Source organism: Pseudomonas sp. BCRC 81390 (assembly GCF_030341915.1).
In the GTDB taxonomy this organism is placed as follows: domain Bacteria; phylum Pseudomonadota; class Gammaproteobacteria; order Pseudomonadales; family Pseudomonadaceae; genus Aquipseudomonas.
This window is the reverse complement of sequence record NZ_JATAAG010000004.1, coordinates 90,885-115,936: the sequence shown is the minus strand read 5'-3', so window position 1 is coordinate 115,936 and position 25,052 is coordinate 90,885. Positions and strand designations below refer to the sequence as shown.

Here is a 25,052-nt window from a genome sequence, read left to right as displayed (position 1 = left end):
GTCGCCATTCCTCGCAGCGCCCCCCTGATTGAACAAGGACTCCAATGTCGCAACTGAGCACCGATTGGCGCCATCGTCCCACCCATCACAAGGTCTGGGCACTGGCTGCGCCGATGATCCTGTCCAATGTCTCCGTCCCGTTGGTAGCGCTGGTCGACAGCACAGTCATTGGCCACCTGCCCCATGCCCATCAACTTGGCGCTGTGGCCGTGGGCGCCACGCTGTTCACCTTCATGGTCGGCCTGATGGGTTTCCTGCGCATGGGTTCCACCGGCTTCGCCGCCCAGGCTGCCGGGCGTGCCGACGGTGCGGCGCTGCGCCAGGTGCTGGTGCAGGGCCTGCTGCTGGCCGTGGCGTTTGCCCTGCTGATCGGCCTGCTCGCCCTGCCCTTCAGCCAGCTGGCGCTGCACGCCATGCAGCCAAGCGAGGCGTTGCAGCAATCCACCGAAGACTTCTTCCACACCCGCTTGCTCGGCCTGCCGGCAGCGCTGGCCAGTTATGCGCTGGTCGGCTGGTTCCTCGGCACACAGAACGCGCGGGCACCGCTGGCGATTCTGCTGACCACAAACCTGCTGAACATCGCTCTCAACCTGTGGTTCGTGTTGGGCCTGAACTGGGGCGTGCTGGGCTCGGCACGGGCCTCGGTGATCGCTGAATGGAGCGCCGCGTTGCTCGGCCTTGCCCTGACCCGCCCGGCCCTGCGCGCCTACCCTGGGCAGGTTGCCTGGGCAGCACTCAAGCGCTGGCAGGCCTGGCGACCATTGCTGGCGGTGAACCGCGACATCTTTCTGCGCAGCCTGGCGCTGCAGCTGGTGTTCCTCCTGATCACCGTGCAGGGTGCGCGCCTGGGTGAAGCCACGGTGGCAGCCAATGCCCTGCTGCTCAACGGGCTGCTGCTCACCGCTTACGCCCTCGATGGCCTGGCGCACGCAGTGGAGGCGCTGTGCGGGCATGCCATTGGTGCGCGGGACCGGGATACCTTGCGCCGCTCGCTGGTGGTGGCCTGTGGCTGGTCGCTGATCATCAGCCTGGGGTTTGCCGGTGTGTTCCTGCTCGGCGGGCACCTGTTCATCGACTTGCAGACCGATATCAATAGCGTGCGGGCGGCGGCTTATCCGTACCTGCCGTATCTGGCGCTGCTGCCGTTAATTGCGGTGTGGAGTTATCTGCTGGACGGGTTGTTCATTGGTGCGACCCGAGCGCGGGAGATGCGTAATGCGATGTTGCTGTCGGTGCTGATTGCGCTGCCCTTTGGGGTGGGCATGAGCGGGCTAGGCAACCATGGGTTGTGGTTGGCCTTTCTCGGATTCATGGCGTTGCGGGCGGTGACGTTGGGGTGGTTTGGGTGGAAATTGAACCTGCAAGGCAAGTGGGTGGCGGAGCAGGCGAACACAATATGAAAGAATTGCTCAGTTGACTGCATTAGATGGCTCAAGGCAAAAAAAGAGCTCTGCCCAGGGAGGGGTCGTCATCTTAGCCATGCCATGAGCAAGGAGCCATCATGTACCCCCCACCTGCACCTTCTGGCGTCTGTGTAATGAGCAACATGCATGCTGCCAGCCTAGAGCGTGATTACTTCAAAAATGGCGGCACCGGCTTTCTAATATCGTGGTTCTATTCCATGGTTCGAAATGGAGGTAAGTGGGATTACAAGCAACAAGGAAGGAAGTATGAGGCCTTGGGAAATTTCAATTACGGCGCAACCGGAACTGCTGCTGGTCTCTCGGAAGAATTCTTGTTGAGAGGCGCCGGGTGGGCGCAAAGCCGTGCAGGCACCAGTACCTCTACATTTGGCTCGTGGTGGGGGGACCCGCCTTACGGTGACGATCCCGAAGATCAGGAATGGATCAAGGCAGGTATCAGATATGCGAAGACGTTCGGCTACTAAATGGCTGATAGCCGCCTTGCTTCTGCTCGCCCTCGGACAAGCCCTATGGATTCTCACCTCAGGCTCCAAACCTGTGTTGACCAAGGTTGTTTCTGTCACGCCGATCGGCAAACACAGCGCAGTCTATGAAGTGCTAAGCAATGACGGTGGGGCGACGGTGCCGCTGATTTATTTGTACTTTGTGGCTGAACAAACCCAGCGAGATGAGCAAGTACTACCGAATCTAAAGAGACTTGAACCTTTTCTGGTGACACGGCAATCTGGCGCGATAGAGCACGTGGAGGGTTTGAAAATAGCGGCCCGAACTCAGGATACGGTGTACAGCTATTCGAGCACATCGATTCTCAAAGAGAATGGTGCTGTTGTGCCAATCACCATCGAGCTCACGGCAACAGCTCACCCAAAGTAGAAAAAGAAGGGGCCGCATAGCGGCCCCTCTTGCAGTCAGGAAGACAGGTACGAAGACCGGGTCAACCCCAGGCGCAAGGCATCCAGGTACTGGGTCCGCTCACGTGCAGTGATCCTGGCACTGGCCACCTTGTCGCGGTAATGAGTCATCAATTCCTCCGGCGACAGGTGCACGTAGCGCAGCATGTCCTCGATGGTGTCATGGGTCTCGATACCGGCGTGGTACACGCTGCCGTCGGCGTTCTGGTAGATGTTCACCGAGTCGGTGTCGCCGAACAGGTTGTGCATGTCACCGAGGATTTCCTGGTAGGCCCCCACCAGGAACACGCCCAGCAGGTAGTCCTCGCCTTCCTTCACCGCATGCACCGGCATGCTGGTCTCGATGCTCTGCTCGTCGACATACTGGTTGATCTTGCCGTCGGAGTCGCAGGTCAGGTCCTGCAGCACGGCGCGGCGCATTGGCTCCTCGTCCAGACGGTGCAGCGGGATGATCGGCAGCACCTGGCCGATAGCCCAGGTGTCCGGCAGGCTCTGGAACACCGAGAAGTTGCAGATGTACTTGTCGGCCAGCTTGTCGTTGAGTTCGTCCAGCACCTGGCGGTGCGAGCGCTGGCGGGCTTTCAGCGAGTTGTGCAGGCGGCGGCACACGGCGAAATAGCACTGCTCGGCCAGGGCCTTTTCGGCCAGGCTGATCTTGCCATCGGCGTACTGCGCGGCCACGTCTCCCATGTAGTGGGTTGCACGCCAGTAGGTCTCGGTCACCATCTCGATGTCGGTCGGGCCGAGCAGGTCGACCAGCCACTGCACGGTCTCGGGCAGGGACTCCTTGTTTTCGATGGTCGGCACGTCGTCGTTGTGTTTCTCGACATCGGTTACCTGGATCACCAGCATGGCGTGGTGCGCGGTCAGCGAGCGGCCACTCTCGGAGAAGATGTGCGGGTGCGGCAGGCCTTGCGCGTCGCAGAACTCCTTGAGCATGCCGACAACCACGCCGGCATAGTCGTCCATGTCGTAGTTGATCGAGCTGGCATTGCGCGAGTGGGTACCGTCGTAGTCCACGCCCAGGCCACCGCCGACGTCGATATGATCCACCGGCAGGCCCAGTGCACGCAGCTCGCCGTAGTAACGGATGGCTTCCTTGAAACCGTGCTGGTAGTCGGCCAGGTTGGCGATCTGCGAACCCATGTGGAAATGCAGCAGGCGAATGCCCTGGTCCAGGCCGGCATCGCGGAAGCGCTGCACCACCGAGATCAGCTGGGCGGCGGACAAACCGAACTTGGACTTCTCGCCACCGGTGTCGGCCCACTTGCTCGAGGCCAGCGACGACAGGCGCACACGCAAGCCAACCTGTGGCTTGACCTTGAGCTCGGCGGCCTCGTCGATCACCAGGGCCACTTCCGACTCTTTCTCGATGACGATGAACACGTTGTGGCCAAGCTTCTGGCCCATCAGCGCCAGGCGGATGAACTCGCGGTCCTTGTAACCGTTGCAGACGATGGTGCCGCCCTTCGGCGCCAGCGCCAGCACCGCCAGCAGTTCGGGCTTGGAGCCGGCTTCCAGGCCGATGGAAACGTTCTGCGTGGCGATGATGTTTTCCACCACCGCCTCCTGCTGGTTGACCTTGATCGGGTACAGCGCGGTGTACTTGCTCTGGTATTCCAGGCGCGCGATGTTGGCATCGAAGGCGCCGGTCAGTTGGCGCACGCGGTCTTGCAGAATGTCGGGGAAGCGCACCAGCAATGGCAGCGACAGGCCACTCTGGCGCAGTTCGTCGACCTGTTCGAACAGGTCGATCGGTGCGCTTTGCGGGCCGTTGGGGCGCACTTCGACGCGCCCGGCGTCATTGATGGCGAAATAACCAGCGCCCCAATGGCGGATGCCATAAACACTGCGGCTGTCGGCCACGGTCCATTGGCTACCATCGTCTTTGCGTGTGCGTCGTACGGACATTCAAGTCCCCTATAGATAAGTCGAAGACACTGCCCCGCAAGGAGGCGGGCGCAGTGTAAAAGCCAAAAATGACGATTCATCCGTGCCCAAGGTAGACCCTGGTCACGGCAACGAGTTTAGAAAGCACTGGGCAAAAAAGCGCGTGGCCGCATCAGCCGCCGGACTTTTTCGCCTTGAAACCCTGCTTGATCAGTTCGCCGATCAACAGTTCGACATGGTCGCCCTGGATTTCGATGACCCCATCCTTCAGGGCGCCACCGGTACCGCAGCGGCGCTTGAGGGTAGAGGCCAGCTCCTTGAGCTGTTCGAGCGGCAGCGGCACGCCGCTGATGGTGGTCACGGTCTTGCCGCCGCGGCCTTTGCTTTCACGGCGCACACGGGCAATGCCATCCCCTTCGGGGACAGCCTGCTGCTTGCAGATACAGGCATCCACCGGCTGGCTGCAGTCGGGGCAATGCCGACCGGCGTCGGTGGAGTAAACAAGACCGCCAAGGGCGGCGAAGGAAGAAGCTTTCTTGGCCACTTTTGTTCCTCTGTGCTGAGGACAAAAACTGGTCGGCCCCAGGGGGTTGAGCCCGACCGCGAAGCCCCACTCTGGCAGGGGCGGCGCTACTGCCGCAAGACCTGCGGCAGCCCGAAAAGGGCGCGCAGTTTAACGATAAATGCGGCCGTTGCTAAGTACCGGATTGCGCCATTTTGCGAAAGTTTTGCGACTACCCGCGGGCCGGTGCTGCCAACACTGCTATCCCTGGCTGGCCTTGTAGCGCTGCAGCGCCGCCAGCGAGTCCGGGCAATACGGCTTTGCCTGGCGCTCTTGTTCGACCTGCTCCAGGCCGATGAAGCGCGCCTCGCTCACTTCCTCCGGCTGCAGCCGCAACGGCGCATCCGACACCGCCGAATACACCGCACACCACAAGCGGTTATCCGGCTGGTCAAAATAGAACCGCTCATGAAAGCGCAACTCGACGCCGTCGATCCCCAGCTCTTCGGCCAGCTCACGCGCCGCCGAATCGGCGTAGGTCTCCCCGGCCGTGACCATGCCGCCTGCCGCCACATCCCAGTAGCCCGGGTACAGCGCCTTGCTCAGGGTACGCCGGTGCACGCACAGCTCGCCGGCGCTATTGAACAGCAGAATGAAGGTACACCGCCCGATCAGGCCGCGCTCGCGCAGCTCGGCACGTGGCAAGACGCCCAGCACCTGGTCGGCTTCATCTACCCAGGTGACCAGCTCACGGTCGGAAGCCGCCCGGTGGGCGGCCTCGTCAGGGCTGATAGCCATCATCAACCCTGCGACAGCAGCTGACGCAGGTCGATCACTGCGGCGTTGGCCCGGGAAATGTAGTTGGCCATGACCAGCGAGTGGTTGGCCCACATGCCGAAGCCGCTGCCATTGAGCACCATCGGGCTCCACAGGGCTTCCTGCGAGGCTTCCAGCTCACGGATGATCTGGCGCACGCTGACCGTGGCGTTCTTCTTCGCCAGCACGTCGGCGAAGTCCACCTCGATCGCGCGCAGCAGGTGCGACAGCGCCCAGGCCTGGCCACGGGCCTCGTAGAACACGTTGTCGATCTGCAGCCACGGGGTTTCCACCAGTTCCTCGTCGACCTGCGGCGCCTGGCCGGCGACCACCGACTCGGTCTTCAGCGTGCTGTTGAGCTTGACCCGGCCGACACTCGCCGACAGGCGCTGCGACAGCGAGCCCAGGCGGGTGGCCACGTCACCCAGCCAGTTGTTCAGGTTGTCGGCACGGGTATAGAAGATCGCGCCCTTGTCGCCAGCCGCCAGACGGGTCTGGTAGCGGCTCAGCGACTTGATGCCCTCTTCGAACTCCGATTCGCTCGATGGCAGGATCCAGCTCTTGTTGTCGAAGTTGAAGCGCGGCTCGGCCTTGGCCAGGTCGGCGTCTTCGGTGGACTGCGACTGCGAGCGGGCGAAGTCCTTGCGCAGGGCACGGGACAGGTCGCGCACCTGAACCAGCACGCCGTACTCCCAGCTGGGCATGTTGTCCATCCACAACCCTGGCGGGAAGCGGTCGTTGGAGATGTAGCCACCTGGCTTGTTCAGCAGGGTACCGGCCACGGTCTTGAGGGTTTCGAGGGTGGTGTAGCCCACCACCATCTGCTGGCCGGTACGCTCGGCGGCGGCCTGGGCGTTCTGCTGCACCGGGAACAGCACCGGCTCCTGGCTCCAGTACCAGCCCAGGCCGATGCACACCAGCAGGTACAACCCGATGAGGGTCCCCAGTGCACGGCTCCAGAGGCCGCCAAGGTAGCTACGAGCGGCGGCGCCACGGCCGTCGACACGCTCACGGGGCTCGGCTTGGGCCTCGCGGTTTTTCCAGTCCAGCATGGCTTTGTCCTTAATCAGTCACGACGGTTCAGGGGCTTGGACCACAGGCCTGTGCCAGGGTGCCACGGCAAGCCCGCGTCGCAGCACTATAAAGCAGACACCGCCTTATGCATAAGCGACCAATCGGTCGGCAACTGAATATTCGTTCTGCCCGCTTTGTTGACGCACAGCACTCGCGCACCGGGAAAGAACTGCTAGCATAGAGCCATCATCGCCCCTGCACCTCCCACCCTACAAAGTAGCCAGGTCATGAGCCAAGCAGTCGAGCCGAGCCCGCAGTGCCCCGTCCAACAGCTGACGCGTAGCGGCCTGCGCAAGGATGACCCGCTTGACCAACTGCTGCGGCCGCCGCTGCGCAAGCCGGTGTACATCCTGCTGCAGGACCACGAACGAGCCCAGCGCCTGGCCCAGCAACTGGAATTCTTTGGCCTGGTGGTACAGGCGCTGGACAGCGCGGCGGCCTTTCACGCCTCGATCGAGGAATACCCACCCTCGGCCATCATCATGGATGTCGACTTCACCGGCGCTGGGCAGGGCCTGCTGCTGGCGGCCCAGGTGCAGCAGGGGCTGGCCCGGCACATTCCGCTGCTGTTCTTCAGCCACCATGAAACCGACACCCCGACCCGCCTGGCCGCCGTACGCGCCGGCGCGCAGGACTTTCTCACCGGCACCCTGGAAGCCTCCAGCCTGCTGGAAAAGGTCGAGCGGCTGACCAATGCCGCCCCGCACGACCCCTTGCGCGTGCTGATCATCGACGACTCGCGCACCCAGGCCCTGTATACCGAGCGCGTGCTGGCCGGCGCCGGCATGCTCACCCGCAGCCTGACCGATCCGATCCGCACCATGGCCGAGCTGGCCGACTTCCAGCCCGACCTGATCATCCTCGACCTGTACATGCCCGCCTGCACCGGCCCCGAGCTGGCCAAGGTCATCCGCCACAGCGACCGCTATGTGAGCGTGCCGATCATTTACCTGTCTGCCGAGGACGACCTGGACAAGCAGCTGGATGCCATGAGTGAAGGCGGGGATGACTTCCTGACCAAGCCGTTTCGCTCACGCCAGCTGATCACCACCGTGCGCAACCGGGCCGCCCGTGCCCGGCACCTGAAGTCGCGCATGGTGCGTGACAGCCTGACCGGGCTGTACAACCACACGCACATCCTGCAACTGCTTGAAGATTGCAGCTTCCGCGCCCGCCGTGAGCAACAACCGTTGAGCTTCGCCATGCTCGACATCGACCACTTCAAGAAGATCAACGACCGCCACGGCCACCCGATGGGCGACCGGGTAATCAAGAGCTTGGCCTTGTTCCTCAAGCAGCGCCTGCGCAAGACCGACTTCATTGGCCGCTATGGTGGTGAAGAGTTCGCCATCGTCATGCCCAATACCGCGCTGGACGCGGCGCACAAGGTACTGGACGAAATCCGTCGGCGCTTTGCCGAGATTCTCTACCCGGCCCAGCCGCAGGATCTACGGTGCACCTTCAGTGCCGGGGTGGTCCAGCTGGACGAGGGGCTGGATGCACTGACCATGGCAAGCGCGGCAGACGAGGCGCTGTACCGGGCCAAGCATGCGGGGCGTAATTGCGTGGTGCGGGTAGAGCCCTGAGTGGTTCATCGCCTGTACCGGCCTCTTCGCGGGCTTGCCCGCTCCCACAGGGATTACGCTGCATTCAGGTCTGGTAGATATCCTGTGGGAGCGGGCGAGCCCGCGAAGAGGCCAGCACAGGCAATATAGATACAGGCACAGTGCCACTTTTTCTCTGGCACCAGCCCCTTTCGTCATCACTCCGTCATACAACCGCCATAACTTCAGCCACCGACTCTCCCTCCCGCAGGAAGCTCGTGGCTATGCGCCTGAAGTGGCTGACCAATTTCAACACCCTGTTGCTGGTAACCGTGTGTATCGCCCTGGGCGCGACCCTGTGGTGGTCGCAACGGGCCCTGGAGCGCCCCTATCAATTGATGGAGCACTACCTGGGCCTGTCCCAGCAGTTCCAGCACCAGGCAGCCGGCAACATCCAGGCCTACCTGGCCAGCGGCGATGCCCTGCGCCACGCGGCAGCCATGGAAGCCAACCAGCAGCTGCAAGCGGCGCTGGCCGAATGGCCCGACGAACTGGCCGACAAACTGCGCCCCAGCCTGGACAGCCTGCAAGCCTTCACCACCGAGGAACTGCTGGCCGCCGGCAAGCTGGCAGGCGACCCACAGGCGTTGCTGCTGCAAGCCGAGCGGGAGCTGGGGGCCAACTTCGAACAGCTGGCCGGCTATGCTCGCAACAGCGGCAACGCCGACGCCAACCGCTACCTGCTGCCCCTGCTGGACGCCACCGTGCACCTCGGTCGCCTGTCATTGGCACGGGACAAGCTGGTCAGCAGCAGTCGCCCGGAACTGGCCGATGAAGTTGAACGTGAACTTCAGCTTATTCGCACCCAGGCCCAGATCATCGACAGCCTGCCGCTGCTTGGGGTAACCCGTGCTGCCGAATCCGGCGCCGACGACTTCGCGTCCATGATGGGCCTGGAGACCCAAGCCAGCACCCAGCAGGAAGACGTCGCCATTGGCTTGAAGCGTGAGTTGCAAAGCCTGCTCAGCCGCTACCCGGCAGAGCTGCAACGCACCCGCGACCAGATCGAGCGCCGAGCCGCCCTGGCCGCCAGCACCGGGCAGCGTCTGCAGGCGGTGCAGCAGGCCATTGCGGCACTGGAGCCGGAGGTACGCAGCCAGCACGCGACGATTGCCGCCGAAGTGCGCATCATCCAGAGCCTGATGATTGCCCTGATCCTGCTGATCGCGCTGCTGATCGACACCCTGCAACGGCGCCTGGCGCGTACCCTGACCGGCCTGGCCCCGGCCCTGTCGCGCTGGGCCGAAGGCGACTTCGCCAAGGCCATCGCCCTGGGCAAGACCAACCGCGAACTGCACGACATCCAGGATTCGCTCAACCGCCTGCGCCAGTATCTGGTTGATCTGGTCGGCACCATCCGCCACAACGCCGAACAGGTGGCTGGCAGCAGCCACGCCCTTGCCGGCATGAGCGCCGCTCTGCACGACGGCGCCGAACGCCAGGCTGGCGACACCGGGCAGATCCGCGATGCCCTGGGTGAGCTGGAAGCGACCATCCAGCAGGTGGCCGGTGATGCCAGCGCAGCCGCCGACGCCAGCCGCGATGCCGGCCGCGCGGTGGAACAGGGGCAGGCGGTGATTGGCCAGAGCCTTTCGGGCTTGCGCGAACTGGTCGATGAGGTGCAGGGCAATGCCCGCATGATCGAGCAACTGGCGGAAGAGTCGGCCACGATCGGTGGCGTGCTGACGGTGATTCGCTCGATTGCCGAGCAGACCAACCTGCTGGCCCTGAACGCCGCAATCGAGGCGGCGCGTGCCGGCGAGATGGGCCGCGGTTTTGCCGTGGTGGCCGACGAGGTGCGTTCACTGGCGCAGCGCACCACCGGCGCAACCGGCGAGATCCAGGCGCTGATCGACCGCCTGCAGCAGGCCGCCAGAAGTTCTGTGGCCGGGATGCGTGCGCAGCTCGAACATGCCGAGGCCACCGCCAGCCAGGCCCAGGCCGCGGACGGCGCGCTGGACGAGATCGTCTGCGCCATTCGCACCATCGCCGATACCGCAGTGCGGATTGCCGACGTCACGGCACAGCAGAGTGGCGCGGTGAGCGAAATCCGCGACCACAGCCAACGGATCCACGCGCTGGGCGAGGACAACCTGCAGCGCATTGGCGAGGGGCGCGAGCAAGGCGAGCAGCTGTTGAGTCTGGGCGGTGAACTGAACCGGGCGGTACGGGCCTTCAGAGTCTAGGTGGCTTGTACCGGCCTCTTCGCAAGCATGCCCGCGAAGAGGCCGGTACAGGCTGCACATGAGCCAGCGGCCATGTGTCGCCCCCGCCACCGGCATGGCCCCAACCTGCACCAACTCCGCTATCATGCCCGGCACGTTCGACCTCGCGAGTCCGCCATGCGCCGCCTGTTTTTCCTGCTGTTCCTGCTGCTGGCCAGCCCCGCCTTCGCCACGGGCCTGCTCGACAACCGCCCCAGCGCCACCCTCGGCGCCGCTTCGTTGTCCAACAATGCCGACTTCCTGCCGGTGCACGAAGCGTTCAAGCTCAACCTGGTCCAGGCCGATGTGCAGACCATCAAGCTGCGCTTCGTCGCCACCGACGGCTATTACCTGTACCGCCACCGCTTCCAGTTCCGTACGGAACCGGCCGACGTCGCCCTGGGCACACCGAACATTCCCAAGGGCGAAGCCAAGCACGATGAATTCTTCGGCGATGTCGAGGTATACCACGGCGTGCTCGACATCGAATTGCCGCGCAACGACCCACGCGCCTTCACCTTGCTGGTGGGCTACCAGGGCTGTGCCGACAAAGGCCTTTGCTACCCACCGGAAACCGCACGCCTGAGCATCGATGGCGAAGCCGGCGCGAGTACACCGGCCAGCGCCGAACACGGCTGGAGCTGGAAGTCGTTGCTGCTGTTCTTCCTTGCCGGGGTCGGCCTCACCTTCACCCCCTGCGTGCTGCCCATGCTGCCGATCCTCTCCGGCGTGGTGCTGCGCGGCCAGGCCGGCGGCCTTCGCGGCCTGGCACTGTCGCTGGCCTACGTGCTGCCGATGGCGGCCAGCTTTGCCGTCCTCGGCGCCCTGATGGGCCTGTTCGGCGCCGGCCTGAACCTGCAGGCACGCCTGCAATCGGCCTGGGTACTGGTGCCCTTCGCACTGTTCTTCGTGGTGTTCGCCCTGGCCATGTTCGGCCTGTTCGAGCTGAAGCTGCCGCAGGCCCTCAACCAGCGCCTGAACAATGTCGCCAACCACACCCGCGGTGGCTCGCTGTTGGGCGCAGCGATTCTTGGCGTGCTCTCCAGCCTGCTGGTTTCGCCGTGCGTTTCAGCGCCCTTGGCCGGTGCGTTGCTGTATATCAGCGCCAGCGGCGACGCCCTGGGCGGTGCCCTCAAGCTGTTCGCCCTGGGCCTGGGCATGGGCGCACCGCTGCTGCTGGTGGCCACCGGCGGCGCGGCCTGGCTGCCGAAAAGCGGCCCCTGGCTGAACACGGTGAAAAACGCCATCGGCGTGTTGCTGCTGGGCCTGGCCATCGGCCTGCTCAGCCGAGTGCTGCCGGGGCCGCTGACCTTGCTGCTGGTCGGTTTCCTGGCCGCCGGGGTGGCGCTGTTCCTGGGCGCCCTGGAGTTCGAGGTCAAGTCCCCCCGCCAGCGCCTGGCGCAACTGCTCGGCCTGGCTTTGCTGGTGTATGCCGTGGCCTGCTGGTACGGCGCGCTCAGCGGCCAGGGCGACCCGCTGCGCCCGCTGCCACCGCCGGCCCTTGCCAGTGCTGGCGGCAAACCGGCGGCAGCGGCGGATAGCTGGCACACCGTGACCACCCCGGCTGCACTGGACGCCGCCCTGGCCCAGGCCAAGACTGCCGGTCAACCGGTACTCCTGGACTGGTATGCCGACTGGTGCATCAGTTGCAAGGTGATCGAGCGCGAAGTGCTGACCGCGCCGCAGGTGCAAGCACAACTGGCCGGTTTCAAGCTGCTGCGTTTCGACATCACCGCCAGCAATGCCGAACAACGCGCACTACTCGACCGCTACCAACTGTTCGGCCCCCCTGCCCTGTTGTTCTTCGCTGCGAACGGCAGCGAAATTACCGCTGATCGGGTCATTGGCGAGCTAAACGCCAGTGAATTTGCGCAAATTCTTACACGCGTACGCGGCAGAGTCGGTCTATAACTTCTCGCGCGCGGTAGAAAAACCAAAATCAGTGACTGGATCGAGCTATCTGGTCACATATTTCGCGCGAATCTCGGACAACGTGCTGCCTATTGCCGGGAACTGGACACTTGCGGTCGCTTTACGGCACACTCGCCGCGCTGTGTCGAATTGCCCTACAAATCCAAGGAATCGCAGATGGCAACGCTACTGGTGCTCCACGGCCCCAACCTCAACCTGCTCGGTACCCGCGAGCCTGGCCACTACGGCGCCGTGACCCTGGCCCAGATCAACCAGGACCTGGAGCAACGTGCCCGCGCCGCCGGCCATCATCTGCAATACCTGCAGAGCAATGCCGAGTACGAACTGATCGACCGTATTCACGCCGCACGCAACGAGGGTGTGGACTTCATCCTGATCAATCCGGCTGCTTTCACGCACACAAGCGTTGCATTACGTGACGCGTTGCTTGCGGTGAGCATCCCATTCATCGAAGTGCACCTGTCCAACGTGCACAAACGCGAACCGTTCCGCCACCACTCCTACTTTTCCGATGTTGCCGTAGGGGTGATCTGCGGCCTGGGCGCCAGCGGTTATCGCCTGGCTCTGGAGTCTGCACTGGAACAACTGGCTGCCAACGCACAGCCCAAATGATGAAAACCCTGGCCTCGGTGGGCCAGGGTTCGAGAGAAACGTTTCAGATACGTTTTTTTATATTTCGCCCCCTGACCGAACCTTTGGGAGTTGATGATTAATGGATATCCGTAAAGTCAAGAAACTGATCGAACTGCTGGAAGAGTCTGGCATCGACGAACTGGAGATCAAGGAAGGCGAAGAGTCGGTCCGTATCAGCCGCCACAGCAAGACCCCAGCCGCCCAGCAGTACTTCGCACCGGCCCCGGTAGCCGCTGCGCCTGCCGCTGCCCCGGTTGCCGCTGCTGCTGCCCCGGCCGCCGAAGCCGCTGCTGCTGCGCCAGCCCTGAAAGGCACCGTGATCCGCTCGCCGATGGTCGGCACCTTCTACCGCAAGCCTTCGCCAACTTCGCCGAACTTCGCTGAAGTGGGCCAGAGCGTGAAAAAAGGCGACACCCTGTGCATCGTCGAAGCCATGAAGATGATGAACCACATCGAAGCCGATGTTGGCGGTGTCATCGACGCCATCCTGGTAGAAGACGGCCAGCCGGTTGAGTTCGACCAGCCGCTGTTCACCATCGTTTGAATCGCGGAGAGCCAACGATGTCTGGGAAGCTCGAAAAAGTCCTGATCGCCAACCGTGGGGAAATTGCCCTGCGGATCCTGCGTGCCTGCAAAGAGCTGGGTATCAAGACCGTCGCCGTGCACTCCACTGCCGACCGTGAACTGATGCACCTGGGCCTGGCAGACGAGTCGGTCTGCATCGGCCCTGCATCGTCCAAGGATTCCTACCTGCATATCCCGGCGATCATCGCTGCCGCCGAAGTTACCGGCGCCACCGCGATCCACCCGGGCTACGGCTTCCTGGCGGAAAACGCCGACTTCGCCGAGCAGGTGGAAAAATCCGGTTTCGCCTTCATCGGCCCGAAAGCCGACACCATTCGCCTGATGGGCGACAAGGTTTCGGCCAAGGACGCGATGATCAAGTCGGGCGTACCGACCGTACCGGGCTCCGATGGCCCGCTGCCGGAAGACGAAGAAGTCGCCCTGGCGATTGCCCGTGACGTCGGCTACCCGGTGATCATCAAGGCCGCCGGTGGCGGCGGTGGTCGCGGCATGCGCGTGGTGCACAAGGAAGAGGACCTGATCGCCTCGGCCAAGCTCACCCGTACCGAAGCCGGTGCTGCCTTCGGCAACCCGATGGTCTACCTGGAGAAGTTCCTGACCAACCCACGCCACGTGGAAGTGCAGGTCCTGTCCGACGGCCAGGGCAACGCCGTGCACCTGGGCGACCGTGACTGCTCGCTGCAGCGCCGTCACCAGAAGGTACTGGAAGAAGCGCCAGCCCCGGGCATCGATGAGAAAGCCCGTCAGGAAGTGTTCAAGCGCTGTGTCGATGCGTGCATCGAGATCGGCTACCGTGGTGCGGGTACCTTCGAGTTCCTGTACGAGAACGGCCGCTTCTACTTCATCGAGATGAACACCCGCGTGCAGGTTGAGCACCCGGTGTCGGAGATGGTGACCGGTATCGACATCGTCAAGGAGATGCTGAGCATCGCCGCTGGCAACAAGCTGTCGTTCCGCCAGGAAGACGTGGTTATTCGTGGCCACGCGCTGGAATGCCGTATCAACGCCGAAGACCCGAAGAAGTTCATCCCGAGCCCTGGCAAGGTGAAGCACTTCCACGCCCCGGGTGGCAACGGCGTACGCGTCGATTCGCACCTGTACAGCGGTTACTCGGTTCCGCCGAACTACGACTCGCTGATCGGCAAGCTGATCACCTACGGCAAGGACCGCGACGAAGCCATGGCGCGCATGCGCAATGCCCTGGACGAGATCGTCGTCGACGGCATCAAGACCAACATCCCGCTGCACCGCGACCTGGTGCGTGATGAAGGTTTCTGCAAAGGCGGCGTCAACATTCACTACCTCGAGCACAAACTGGCCAACCAGGAGTGATCGTGTAGTGTGATGCACCAGAACCCCGGACTTGTTCCGGGGTTTTTTATTGTCCGTCTTCAGGGATGTCACAGGCGCTGAAAATGTCGCGGCGACCCCCTGTCAGCCCTCACTCAATCCCCTTCATCCTCGGCATCTCGATCCGGTGCTCATGCACCCGTCGATACAAAGTGGCCCGTGATATGCCCAAGGCCCGCGCCGCTTCCGCCGGTTTCCAGCGATGCCGTATCAAGGCATCGAGCAGCAACTGCCGGGCAGGGCTCGATACCCCCGCGTCAGCCGCCGGCACGGCATCACCCCGCACCTCCAGCGGCAGACTCTCCAGACACACTTGGCCGCCCTCACTGACCGCACAGGCATAACGCAGCACCTGCCGCAGCTGGCGCAGGTTACCCGGCCAGCGGTACAGCAACAGCGCCTGCAGCGCATCATCCGCCAATACCACCTCGACCCCGCAGGCTGCGGCTTCCTCAGCCAGCAGCTGGTGGATCAACCCCAGCCGGTCCTCGCGCTCTCGCAACGGTGGCAGCTCGAAGCGGGCATTGGCCAGGCGGAAATAGAGGTCCTCACGGAAACGCCCCTCCTTGACCATTGCCGCCAGGTCACGATGGGTCGCGCAGATCACCTGGATGTCCACCCGCTCCCGCCGCGCAGCGCCCAGCGGTGCCACCTCGCCTTCGGCCAGTACGCGCAACAGGCGGGTCTGCAGGTTCACTGGCATGTCGCCAATCTCGTCGAGGAACAACGTGCCACCGTCGGCCTGCTGCAACAGCCCTTGCATGCCCTTGCTGGAAGCCCCGGTGAACGCCCCGGCGACATACCCAAACAGTTCGCTCTCGATCAGGCTTTCCGGAATGGCCGCGCAGTTGAGAGTGACGAACGGGCCGTCACGGCGCAGGCTCTGCTGGTGCAACTGGCGGGCGAACACCTCTTTGCCGGCCCCGGTCTCGCCCTGCACCAGCACCGCCAGGTTGCAGTCCTTGACCCGCGTGGCCAGCCGCAGGTGCTGCTCGATGCGGGCGTCCTGGGCCTGGCGCAAGGGCTGCGCGCGCTGGCGCTGCTGTGGCGCGCTGACCCGGCCATACAGCCCACCCAGCCCCGGCAGGCGCTGGGCCGATGCGCCATTGACCCGGCGCAGCTGGTCGATGTCGAACAACTCGCCAATGTGCTCGGGCAACCGCCCCAAGCGCTCCACCAGGCGCTGCCGTGCCAGGCTGTTGATGGCCTGCAGGCGGCCATCGGCATCCCAGGCCAGCAGGTAGTCGGGCTGGCTTTCCACATAGCCCGGCGTGCCATGGGCGCGCATCACCCAATGGCCCTGGGCACTGTGCATGAAGAAGGCGTTTTCGATCTCGCGCGCGGTCTGCTCGACCAACTGGCGGATCAGGTGCTGGCTGCGGCGGTCGTCCGGTGACTGCAAGGCCGACACATCGACCACGCCCAGCAACTCGCCGAGCGGGTCGAACACCGGCGCCGCGGTACAGGTGAGGCCGATGAATGCAGCGCGGAAATGGTCACGCTTGTGCACCGTGACCGGCGCCTTGCTGGTGAGCACCGCCGCCACCCCGCAGGTGCCCTCCTCACCCTCCGACCAGCAAGTGCCCAGGTACAACCCGGCCTTGCGGCAGTCGTTGCGGATGGCCGACTCGACCCGGTAGTCGATGGTGCGCCCCTGGGCGTCGGTGAGCAGTACGCAGTAATCGGCCCCACGCACCCGCTCATGCAGGCGCGCAACAGCATCGCTGGCGATGCGCAGGAACAGCTCGGCCCGTTCGCGGCACTCGTTGAGCAGGCTCTGGGAAAGAATACGCGGCCCCTGCTGGGAAGCGGGGTCGAGACGGTACAGCTCCATGGAACGGCGCCATGAATCGAGGATCAGCGGTGGCACCGGCGCCTGCGGCAGGCGATCGGCATTCTTCAGTACCCTGCTGACGCAATCGACATGGGCTCGGGAGTTCGCGGCAAGCATTCAGGCCCTCCGGTTCTCGTTGCTGTTTTTATCGTTGTCCGGCCATTAAGCGCCTCCGGGCATGCCCCGACAAGCACTGAGTGATTACCGGCCGGCCTGAGACGCAGCGTCTCAGCGTCTCGGCCAAGCCATTGCACGGCTGGCACCCGGCGTCTCGCCGGCGCGGCCATGCACGCCGGCCTTGGCGCGACGAAAACGCTCTGGCCCGGCCATTCCAGGCAACTTCAAGAAAACTGGCACCGCGCTTGCTCCGGCACTGGCAAACAAGAAACGAGGTGCGCCATGCCGCTACCCGCCCCGACTGTCGGGATCATTGCCAACCCTGCCTCTGGCCGCGACCTGCGCCGCCTGACTGCCAATGCCGGGCTCTATTCGAGCACCGACAAGGCCTCGGCGATCCAGCGCCTGCTCGCCGCCTTCGGTGCCACCGGTATCGGCCAGGTGCTGCTGCCCAGCGACATGACCGGCATCGCCGCTGCCGTGCTCAAGGCCAGCCAGGGCCCGGTCGCCCTTGACCAGCACTGGCCCACCCTCGAGATCCTCGACCTGCCGCTGACCCAGACCGTTGCCGATACCCGTCTGGCCACCCGACACATGGTCGACCGCGGCGTAGCGATGATCGCCGTGCTCGGTGGCGATGGCACGCACAAGGCGGTCGCCGCCGAAGCCGGCGACGTGCCGCTGCTGACCCTGTCCACCGGCACCAACAATGCCTTCCCCGAGCTGCGCGAAGCCACCAGTGCCGGCCTGGCCGGCGGCCTGCTCGCCAGCGGCCGGGTGCCCGCCAGCATCGGCCTGCGCCGCAACAAGCGCCTGCTGGTGAAAGTGCCCGAACAACGGCTTGCCGAATGGGCCCTGGTGGAAGTGGCGGTGTCGCCCCAGCGTTTCATCGGCGCGCGCGCGCTCAGCCGCAGCGAAGACCTGAGCGAAGTGTTCGCCTGTTTCGCCGAGCCGCATGCCATCGGCCTCTCGGCGCTGTGTGGCCTGTGGTGCCCGGTTTCCCGCCGGGACCCGCACGGCGCCTGGGTGCGCCTGAACCCCGCTGCCGACCAGGCATTGCTGGCGCCGTTGGCGCCCGGCCTGCTGCAAGGCTGTGGCATTACCGCCAGCGGCACCCTGACGCCCGGTGTCGCCCATCGCCTGAGCCTGGCCAGCGGCACCCTGGCCCTGGACGGCGAGCGCGAGATCGAATTCGCCGAGCACGACAGCCCCACCATCACCCTCGACCACCAAGGCCCATTGAGCGTGGACGTCGAGGCCGTACTGGCGCACGCCGCCCGCCATCACCTGCTGGCCGTGCCCCGTGGCCACCGGCTGCACCCTGCAAACCCGTGTTGAGACAACCCCGGAGAACAACAAGATGTCCAATCAACTCAGTACCGAACAACTGCTGCATGCCTATGAAGTGATGCGCACCATCCGTGCCTTCGAAGAACGCCTGCACGTCGAGTTCGCCACCGGCGAAATCCCTGGCTTCGTGCACCTGTATGCCGGCGAAGAGGCGTCCGCCGCCGGGGTCATGGCCCACCTGCGCGACAGCGATTGCATCGCCTCGACCCACCGCGGCCACGGCCACTGCATCGCCAAGGGCGTGGACGTGTACGGCATGATGGCCGAGATCTACGGCAAGAAGACCGGCGTGTGCGGCGGCAAGGGCGGCTCGATGCACATCGCCGACCTGGAAAAAGGCATGCTCGGTGCCAACGGCATCGTCGGTGCCGGCGCACCGCTGGTGGCCGGGGCGGCGCTGGCGGCCAAGCTCAAGGGCCGCGACGATGTCTCGGTGGCGTTCTTCGGTGATGGCGCCTCCAACGAAGGTGCGGTGTTCGAGGCCATGAACATGGCGTCGATCATGAACCTGCCATGCATCTTCGTGGCCGAGAACAACGGCTACGCCGAAGCCACCGCCTCCAACTGGTCGGTGGCCTGCGACCATATTGCCGACCGCGCCGCCGGCTTCGGCATGCCCGGTGTCACCATCGACGGTTTTGACTTCTTCGCCGTCTACGAGGCCGCCGCTGCTGCCGTCGAGCGCGCCCGTTCCGGGCAAGGCCCGTCGTTGATCGAGGTCAAGCTCAGCCGTTACTACGGCCACTTCGAGGGCGATGCGCAAACCTATCGCGCCCCCGATGAAGTGAAGAACCTGCGCGAAACCCGCGACTGCCTCATGCAGTTCCGCAACAAGACCACCCGCGCCGGCCTGCTCACGGCCGCGCAACTGGACGCCATCGACGCCCGCGTCGAGGACCTGATCGAAGACGCCGTGCGCCGCGCCAAGTCCGATCCCAAGCCACAGCCCGCCGACCTGCTCAGCGACGTCTACGTCGCCTACCCCTGAGCTGCGGATTACAAGAACAACAGGAGAACCACCATGGCAAGAAAGATCAGCTACCAGCAGGCCATCAACGAAGCCCTGGCCCAGGAAATGCGCCGCGACGACACCGTGTTCATCATTGGCGAAGACGTGGCCGGCGGTGCCGGCGCACCGGGCGAGGACGACGCCTGGGGTGGCGTACTGGGCGTGACCAAGGGCCTGTATCACCAGTTCCCGGGGCGCGTGCTCGACGCCCCGCTGTCGGAAATCGGCTACGTCGGTGCCGCCGTCGGCGCGGCCACCCAGGGCCTGCGCCCGGTGTGCGAACTGATGTTCGTCGACTTCGCCGGCTGCTGCCTGGACCAGATCCTCAACCAGGCTGCCAAGTTCCGCTACATGTTCGGCGGCAAGGCGGTCACCCCGTTGGTGATGCGCACCATGTACGGTGCCGGCCTGCGCGCGGCGGCCCAGCACTCGCAGATGCTCACCTCGCTGTGGACCCACATCCCCGGCCTGAAGGTGGTGTGCCCGTCCTCGCCCTACGATGCCAAGGGCCTGCTGATCCAGGCGATCCGCGACAACGACCCGGTGATTTTCTGCGAGCACAAGCTGCTCTACGGCATGCAGGGCGAGGTGCCGGAAGAGGTGTATACCGTGCCGTTCGGTGAGGCCAACTTCCTGCGCGATGGCGACGACGTGACCTTGGTCACCTATGGCCGCATGGTGCACGTGGCGCTGGAAGCCGCCAACAACCTGGCCCGCCAGGGCATCGACTGCGAGGTGCTGGACCTGCGCACCACCAGCCCGCTGGACGAAGACAGCATTCTGGAGAGCGTGGAAAAGACCGGCCGCCTGGTAGTGATCGACGAAGCCAACCCCCGCTGCTCCATGGCCACCGACATCAGCGCCCTGGTCGCGCAGAAGGCCTTCGCCGCGCTCAAGGGGCCGATCGAAATGGTCACCGCGCCGCACACCCCCGTGCCGTTCTCCGACGCCCTGGAAGACCTGTACATCCCTGACGCGGCGAAGATCGAGGCCGCCGTGCGCAAAGTGATCGATGCTGCAAGGAGTGCCGCATGAGCCAGATCCATACCCTGACCATGCCCAAGTGGGGCCTGTCGATGACCGAAGGCCGGGTGGACGCCTGGCTCAAGCAGGAAGGTGACGCAATCAACAAGGGTGACGAGGTGCTGGACGTCGAGACCGACAAGATCAGCAGCAGCGTCGAAGCCCCGTTCAGCGGCGTGCTGCGCCGCCAGGTGGCCAGGCCCGATGAAACCCTGCCGGTCGGCGCACTGCTGGCGGTGGTGGTGGAAGGCGAAGCCGAGGAAGCCGAGATCGATGCGGTGGTGCAACGCTTCCAGGCCGAGTTCGTCGCCGACGGTGGCGCCGAGCAAGCCCAGGGCCCGGCACCGCAGAAGGCTGAAGTGGCTGGCCGGCAACTGCGCTGGTTCGAGCTGGGCGAAGGCGGCACACCGCTGGTGCTGGTGCACGGCTTCGGTGGCGACCTCAACAACTGGCTGTTCAACCACCCGGCGCTGGCTGCCGAGCGCCGGGTAATCGCCCTCGACCTGCCAGGGCATGGCGAGTCGGCCAAGGCGCTGCAACGCGGCGACCTGGATGAGCTGAGCGAAACCGTGCTGGCCCTGCTCGACCACCTGGATATCGCCAAGGCGCACCTGGCCGGCCACTCCATGGGTGGCGCGGTCAGCCTGAACGTGGCGCGCCTGGCACCGCAGCGGGTCGCCAGCCTGAGCCTGGTGGCCAGTGCCGGCCTGGGCGAAGCGATCAACGGCCAGTACCTGCAAGGCTTCGTCGCCGCCGCCAACCGCAACGCGCTCAAGCCACAGATGGTGCAGCTGTTTGCCGACCCGGCGCTGGTCACCCGCCAGATGCTCGAAGACATGCTCAAGTTCAAGCGCCTGGAAGGGGTCGACCAGGCCCTGCAGCAGCTGGCAGCGGCACTCGCTGACGGTGACCGGCAGCGCCACGACCTGCGCGGGGTGCTGGGGCAACACCCGGCATTGGTGGTGTGGGGCGGCAAGGACGCGATCATCCCGGCCAGCCATGCCGAAGGGCTGGAAGCCGAAGTGCTGGTGCTGCCGGAGGCCGGCCACATGGTGCAGATGGAGGCGGCCGAACAGGTCAACCAGCAACTGCTCGCCTTCCTGCGCAAGCACTAAGCCCATTCCGTGAGCCTGGAGACAAACACAATGAACGACCTGAGCCACACCCACATGCGCGCGGCCGTCTGGCATGGCCGCAACGACATCCGCGTCGAACAGGTACCCCTGCCAGCCGACCCCGCACCCGGTTGGGTGCAGATCAAGGTGGACTGGTGCGGCATTTGCGGCTCCGACCTGCATGAGTATGTCGCCGGCCCGGTGTTCATCCCGGTCGAGGCACCGCACCCACTGACCGGCATCCAGGGCCAGTGCATCCTCGGCCACGAGTTCTGCGGCCAGATCGCCAAGCTGGGCGAAGGCGTGCAGGGCTTCGCCGTCGGTGACCCGGTGGCGGCGGATGCCTGCCAGCATTGCGGTACCTGCTATTACTGCACCCATGGCCTGTACAACATCTGCGAACGCCTGGCCTTCACCGGCTTGATGAACAACGGCGCCTTTGCCGAGCGGGTCAACGTGCCGGCCAACTTGCTGTACCGGCTGCCGCAGGGTTTCCCGGCCGAAGCCGGGGCGCTGATCGAGCCGCTGGCAGTGGGCATGCATGCGGTGAAAAAGGCCGGCAGCCTGCTGGGCCAGACAGTGGTGGTGGTCGGCGCCGGCACCATCGGCCTGTGCACCATCATGTGCGCCAGGGCGGCCGGTGCAGCGCAGGTGATCGCCCTGGAAATGTCTTCGGCGCGCAAGGCCAAGGCCAAGGAAGTCGGCGCCAGCGTGGTGCTCGACCCCAGCCAGTGCGACGCCCTGGCGGAGATCCGCGCGCTTACCGCCGGGCTGGGTGCGGATGTGAGTTTCGAGTGCATTGGCAACAAGCACACCGCCAAGCTGGCCATCGACACCATCCGCAAGGCCGGCAAATGCGTGATGGTGGGCATCTTCGAAGAGCCCAGCGAGTTCAACTTCTTCGAGCTGGTGTCCACCGAGAAGCAGGTGCTGGGGGCGCTGGCCTACAACGGCGAATTCGCTGATGTGATTGCCTTCATCGCCGACGGCAGGCTGGACATCCGCCCGCTGGTAACCGGGCGGATCGGGCTGGAGCAGATCGTCGAGCTGGGCTTCGAGGAGTTGGTGAACAACAAGGAGGAGAACGTGAAGATCATCGTTTCGCCGGGCCTGCGCTGAGCCGCACTGGCAGCTCACAACCCTGTGGTAGCGGTTTTTTTGTCGCTACCACAGGAACCGCTCAGGGCTTCAAGGATGTAAGACATTTCCGAACCTGAAACCAAATGCTTCAGCCCGGACCATCTCGCGAATTATCCTACGAGGCTGTCGGAAGTCACTCCATTGTCGGGGAAACATCTCAGGGATACCGTCTCGGGGTCGCCATGTTTGGTGACCGGGTGTGAGAAACCCGAAAACACGACTTACGGCAGTACGTTATGGCAGCCGTACGCAGGCAGGCTTCGGTCTGGCCGAGTGCTCGTGTCTCGGATTTCTCACCCTCGTACGGCTGCCGCCTTTATCCCGTGAGAAAGGATGAGGTGGTTGCTTACAGCAAACCACACGAGGCCTGATCATGAAAAAAATCGTCCCCGATCCACCCAGAATCCTGACTTCCCGCCCCTTCTACACCATAAACCACGACATGCCCTCGCTCGACGCTGTGATCCACGCGCTGCAATTGATGACCGGCATCGAAGACACCCTGGACGAGTACATCTGCGCCAATGCCGGTGAGCCTGGGATCAACATGCTGGTCAATGCGGCCCATCACGTGCAGATGACCAAGGCACTGGCCGAGTTGCTGTTGCACCGACAGACCGGCGATATCACCTGGCATTGAGCCGAGCCGACCGGCGACGGGGCCATGGCAGGCAACACGATAGCGTTGGCCCCACGGAGGAATGCCCCGGCTCATGCGCTCGCTGTTTCAGGATCCCATTCTGCGGCATACTCGGCAGACCTATTGCCCGGTCTTCGCCATGCGTCTACTGCTCCCCCTCTCCCTGGTCCTGCTACTCGCCGCCTGTGGCGATGGCGAATCGCTGCTACCACCCGACGCGCGCTTGCCTGACGGCGGACGCTACCGGGGGCAGGTAGTCGATGGCCTGCTGCAAGGCGAGGGCCGTATCGACTACCCCAACGGCAGCTGGTACGCCGGCGGCTTCAAGGACGGCCAATGGCATGGCCAGGGCGAATGGCACGGCCAGAATGGCGAGGTCTACCGTGGCCAGTTCGCCGCCGGGCTGTTCCAGGGGCTGGGCGAGCTGACTACCCCGGGCAGCCACTATTCCGGCACCTTCCGCCAGGGCCGGCGCGACGGCGAAGGCACGCTCAAGCAGGCCGACCAGACCTACCGCGGCCAGTTCAAGGACGACCTGTACGACGGCGCCGGCGAACTGGAACTGGCCGACGGCAGCCGCTACCAGGGCCTGTTCGCCAAAGGCAAGCCCAATGGCGCCGGCGTGCGCAGCGATGCCAGCGGCAACCAGTTCAGCGGCCGCTTCGTCAACGGCCTGCTGCAAGGCGCCGGCACCTACGACAGCGTCGACGGCGAGCAATACATCGGCGAATTCAAGGACAACCGCCTGGAAGGCCGAGGCCGCTACGAAAATGCCGATGGCGATGTGTGGATCGGCCAGTTCAAGGATGGCGTACTGGTCGGCGAAGGCGAACTGCTGGGCAGCGATGGCAGCCACTACAAGGGCACTTTCAGCGAGTGGCGCCTGTCAGGCCAGGGCAGCCTGCAGCTGGCCGATGGCAGCAAGTACATCGGCGGTTTCCTCGACGATGCCTACCATGGGCAAGGTCGGCTGATCCTGCCCAGCGGCAAGGTGCTGAGCGGCACCTGGGCCAACGGGGTGCGTGTGCGCGACCAGAATGGCAAGCTGCTGCCCGACCCGTTGGACCTGGCCTTGCTCAGCCAGGGTCGGCTGCTGGAGCAGGCGCTGGCCCGTGTGCCACCCTCGGCGCCGTCTGTCCAGCTGTACAGCCTGGTAGTGGCCGGCGATGGCCAGCAGAGCGTGTTCCTGCGTGAAGCCGACTACGTCAGCAACATGCTCAAGGTACGTTTCGGGGCTTCGGGCCAGGTCACCCTGGTCAACCACCGCGACCAGATGGCCAGCCGCCCCATGGCCACCCGCGAGAACCTCACCCGTGCCGCCCGCACCCTGGCCGAGCGCAGCGGCCCCGAGGACCTGGTGTTCATCTACCTCACCAGCCACGGCAGCCAGGACCACCAACTGGTGCTCGACCAGCCACGCCTGCAACTGGCCGACCTGTCCGCCGACGAGCTGGCCAGCGCCCTGGCACCGCTGAAGAACCGCGACAAAGTGATTGTCATATCTGCCTGCTATTCAGGGGGCTACATCGCCCCGCTCAAGGATGAGCGCACGCTCATCATGACGGCCGCGCGGGCCGACCGGGTGTCCTTCGGCTGCTCGGAAGAAGCGGATTTCACCTACTTTGGCGACGCGTTGTTCGCCGAGGCGCTGAACCAGACCGACGACCTGAAACAGGCGTTTGAACTGGCCCGCAACAGTGTTGCCGAAAGAGAACAAAGGGAAGGTTTCGAGGCCTCCGAACCGCAGCTGTGGGCACCGCCGGCGGTACTCGCACGCTGGCAGCAGCTGCGTCGGCAACAGGCCGAAGAAGCATTGCGTAACGCCGCCCAGGCCAACGTGGGGGAACAGGCAGAAACGCCTGGCAGCCACTAAGCTTGTGTGTAACAAGGGAGAGACAT

The 25,052-nt window shown here is 64.5% G+C and carries 21 protein-coding genes; 16 read left to right on the top strand and 5 right to left on the bottom strand.

What is annotated here, in order from left to right; all coding sequences use genetic code 11:
• The first annotated feature begins 44 nt into the window (after positions 1–44).
• From QSV36_RS02260 to QSV36_RS02250, 3 genes are all read left to right on the top strand, one after another.
• The gene (locus QSV36_RS02260; protein ID WP_289129419.1) at positions 45–1,400 is read left to right on the top strand and encodes an MATE family efflux transporter; all 1,356 of its coding nucleotides are present in this window, start codon (positions 45–47) and stop codon (positions 1,398–1,400) included.
• A gap of 137 nt (positions 1,401–1,537) precedes the next feature.
• Positions 1,538–1,888 carry a polymorphic toxin type 44 domain-containing protein gene (locus QSV36_RS02255; RefSeq protein WP_289129417.1) on the top strand — a complete coding sequence of 117 codons (351 nt, stop codon included), beginning with the start codon at positions 1,538–1,540 and terminating at the stop codon, positions 1,886–1,888.
• Positions 1,866–2,297 (top strand): hypothetical protein, encoded by a 432-nt coding sequence (locus tag QSV36_RS02250; RefSeq protein WP_289129416.1) that lies wholly within the window; start codon positions 1,866–1,868, stop codon positions 2,295–2,297. Before QSV36_RS02255 ends, QSV36_RS02250 begins: the two co-directional genes overlap by 23 nt.
• Positions 2,298–2,332: 35 nt before the next feature.
• On the opposite strand, the gene speA is transcribed toward QSV36_RS02250, so the two are convergent.
• The 4 genes from speA to QSV36_RS02230 all read right to left on the bottom strand — a co-directional run bounded on the left by speA (position 2,333) and on the right by QSV36_RS02230 (position 6,595).
• Positions 2,333–4,246, bottom strand: coding sequence for an arginine decarboxylase (gene speA, locus QSV36_RS02245; protein ID WP_289129414.1), 1,914 nt, complete (start codon positions 4,244–4,246; stop codon positions 2,333–2,335).
• 151 nt (positions 4,247–4,397) lie between these two features.
• Positions 4,398–4,769 (bottom strand): translation initiation factor Sui1, encoded by a 372-nt coding sequence (locus QSV36_RS02240; RefSeq protein WP_225780247.1) that lies wholly within the window; start codon positions 4,767–4,769, stop codon positions 4,398–4,400.
• A 219-nt stretch (positions 4,770–4,988) separates the two neighbouring features.
• Positions 4,989–5,525: an NUDIX hydrolase gene (locus QSV36_RS02235; protein ID WP_289129411.1), complete on the bottom strand. Its 537-nt coding sequence runs from the start codon at positions 5,523–5,525 to the stop codon at positions 4,989–4,991.
• Between the two features lie 2 nt (positions 5,526–5,527).
• On the bottom strand, positions 5,528–6,595 hold the full coding sequence (locus tag QSV36_RS02230) for a DUF2333 family protein (protein ID WP_289129408.1): 1,068 nt from the start codon (positions 6,593–6,595) through the stop codon (positions 5,528–5,530).
• A 249-nt stretch (positions 6,596–6,844) separates the two neighbouring features.
• On the opposite strand from QSV36_RS02230, the gene QSV36_RS02225 reads away from it, so the two are divergent.
• The 6 genes from QSV36_RS02225 to accC all read left to right on the top strand — a co-directional run bounded on the left by QSV36_RS02225 (position 6,845) and on the right by accC (position 14,907).
• Entirely contained in the window at positions 6,845–8,203 is a 1,359-nt protein-coding gene (locus QSV36_RS02225) for a diguanylate cyclase (protein WP_289129404.1), read from the top strand.
• Positions 8,204–8,445: 242 nt separating this feature from the next.
• A complete protein-coding gene (locus QSV36_RS02220; RefSeq protein ID WP_289129401.1) occupies positions 8,446–10,407 on the top strand; it encodes a methyl-accepting chemotaxis protein in 1,962 nt (653 codons plus the stop codon).
• Between the two features lie 156 nt (positions 10,408–10,563).
• A complete protein-coding gene (locus tag QSV36_RS02215; protein WP_289129397.1) occupies positions 10,564–12,336 on the top strand; it encodes a protein-disulfide reductase DsbD in 1,773 nt (590 codons plus the stop codon).
• Positions 12,337–12,513: 177 nt separating this feature from the next.
• Complete coding sequence (aroQ, locus tag QSV36_RS02210; RefSeq protein ID WP_003255330.1) at positions 12,514–12,969, top strand: type II 3-dehydroquinate dehydratase; 456 nt, start codon at positions 12,514–12,516, stop codon at positions 12,967–12,969.
• A gap of 100 nt (positions 12,970–13,069) precedes the next feature.
• On the top strand, positions 13,070–13,534 hold the full coding sequence (gene accB / locus QSV36_RS02205) for an acetyl-CoA carboxylase biotin carboxyl carrier protein (RefSeq protein ID WP_170028096.1): 465 nt from the start codon (positions 13,070–13,072) through the stop codon (positions 13,532–13,534).
• 17 nt (positions 13,535–13,551) lie between these two features.
• The gene (gene accC / locus QSV36_RS02200) at positions 13,552–14,907 is read left to right on the top strand and encodes an acetyl-CoA carboxylase biotin carboxylase subunit (protein ID WP_170028095.1); all 1,356 of its coding nucleotides are present in this window, start codon (positions 13,552–13,554) and stop codon (positions 14,905–14,907) included.
• 109 nt (positions 14,908–15,016) lie between these two features.
• On the opposite strand, the gene QSV36_RS02195 is transcribed toward accC, so the two are convergent.
• Positions 15,017–16,876: a sigma-54-dependent Fis family transcriptional regulator gene (locus tag QSV36_RS02195; RefSeq protein WP_289129393.1), complete on the bottom strand. Its 1,860-nt coding sequence runs from the start codon at positions 16,874–16,876 to the stop codon at positions 15,017–15,019.
• A 282-nt stretch (positions 16,877–17,158) separates the two neighbouring features.
• On the opposite strand from QSV36_RS02195, the gene QSV36_RS02190 reads away from it, so the two are divergent.
• From QSV36_RS02190 to QSV36_RS02160, 7 genes are all read left to right on the top strand, one after another.
• Positions 17,159–18,214 (top strand): ATP-NAD kinase family protein, encoded by a 1,056-nt coding sequence (locus QSV36_RS02190; RefSeq protein WP_289129390.1) that lies wholly within the window; start codon positions 17,159–17,161, stop codon positions 18,212–18,214.
• Positions 18,215–18,236: 22 nt separating this feature from the next.
• Entirely contained in the window at positions 18,237–19,214 is a 978-nt protein-coding gene (locus tag QSV36_RS02185; RefSeq protein ID WP_289129389.1) for a thiamine pyrophosphate-dependent dehydrogenase E1 component subunit alpha, read from the top strand.
• A gap of 33 nt (positions 19,215–19,247) precedes the next feature.
• On the top strand, positions 19,248–20,270 hold the full coding sequence (locus QSV36_RS02180) for an alpha-ketoacid dehydrogenase subunit beta (RefSeq protein WP_289129387.1): 1,023 nt from the start codon (positions 19,248–19,250) through the stop codon (positions 20,268–20,270).
• Positions 20,267–21,373: an acetoin dehydrogenase dihydrolipoyllysine-residue acetyltransferase subunit gene (locus QSV36_RS02175; RefSeq protein WP_289129384.1), complete on the top strand. Its 1,107-nt coding sequence runs from the start codon at positions 20,267–20,269 to the stop codon at positions 21,371–21,373. Before QSV36_RS02180 ends, QSV36_RS02175 begins: the two co-directional genes overlap by 4 nt.
• A 54-nt stretch (positions 21,374–21,427) precedes the next feature.
• Complete coding sequence (locus tag QSV36_RS02170) at positions 21,428–22,492, top strand: 2,3-butanediol dehydrogenase (RefSeq protein WP_289129484.1); 1,065 nt, start codon at positions 21,428–21,430, stop codon at positions 22,490–22,492.
• A gap of 394 nt (positions 22,493–22,886) precedes the next feature.
• Positions 22,887–23,153 (top strand): hypothetical protein, encoded by a 267-nt coding sequence (locus QSV36_RS02165; RefSeq protein ID WP_225780236.1) that lies wholly within the window; start codon positions 22,887–22,889, stop codon positions 23,151–23,153.
• A 139-nt stretch (positions 23,154–23,292) separates the two neighbouring features.
• Positions 23,293–25,026, top strand: a complete 1,734-nt coding sequence (locus tag QSV36_RS02160; protein ID WP_289129381.1) for a C13 family peptidase — start codon at positions 23,293–23,295, stop codon at positions 25,024–25,026.
• The last annotated feature ends 26 nt before the right edge of the window (positions 25,027–25,052 follow it).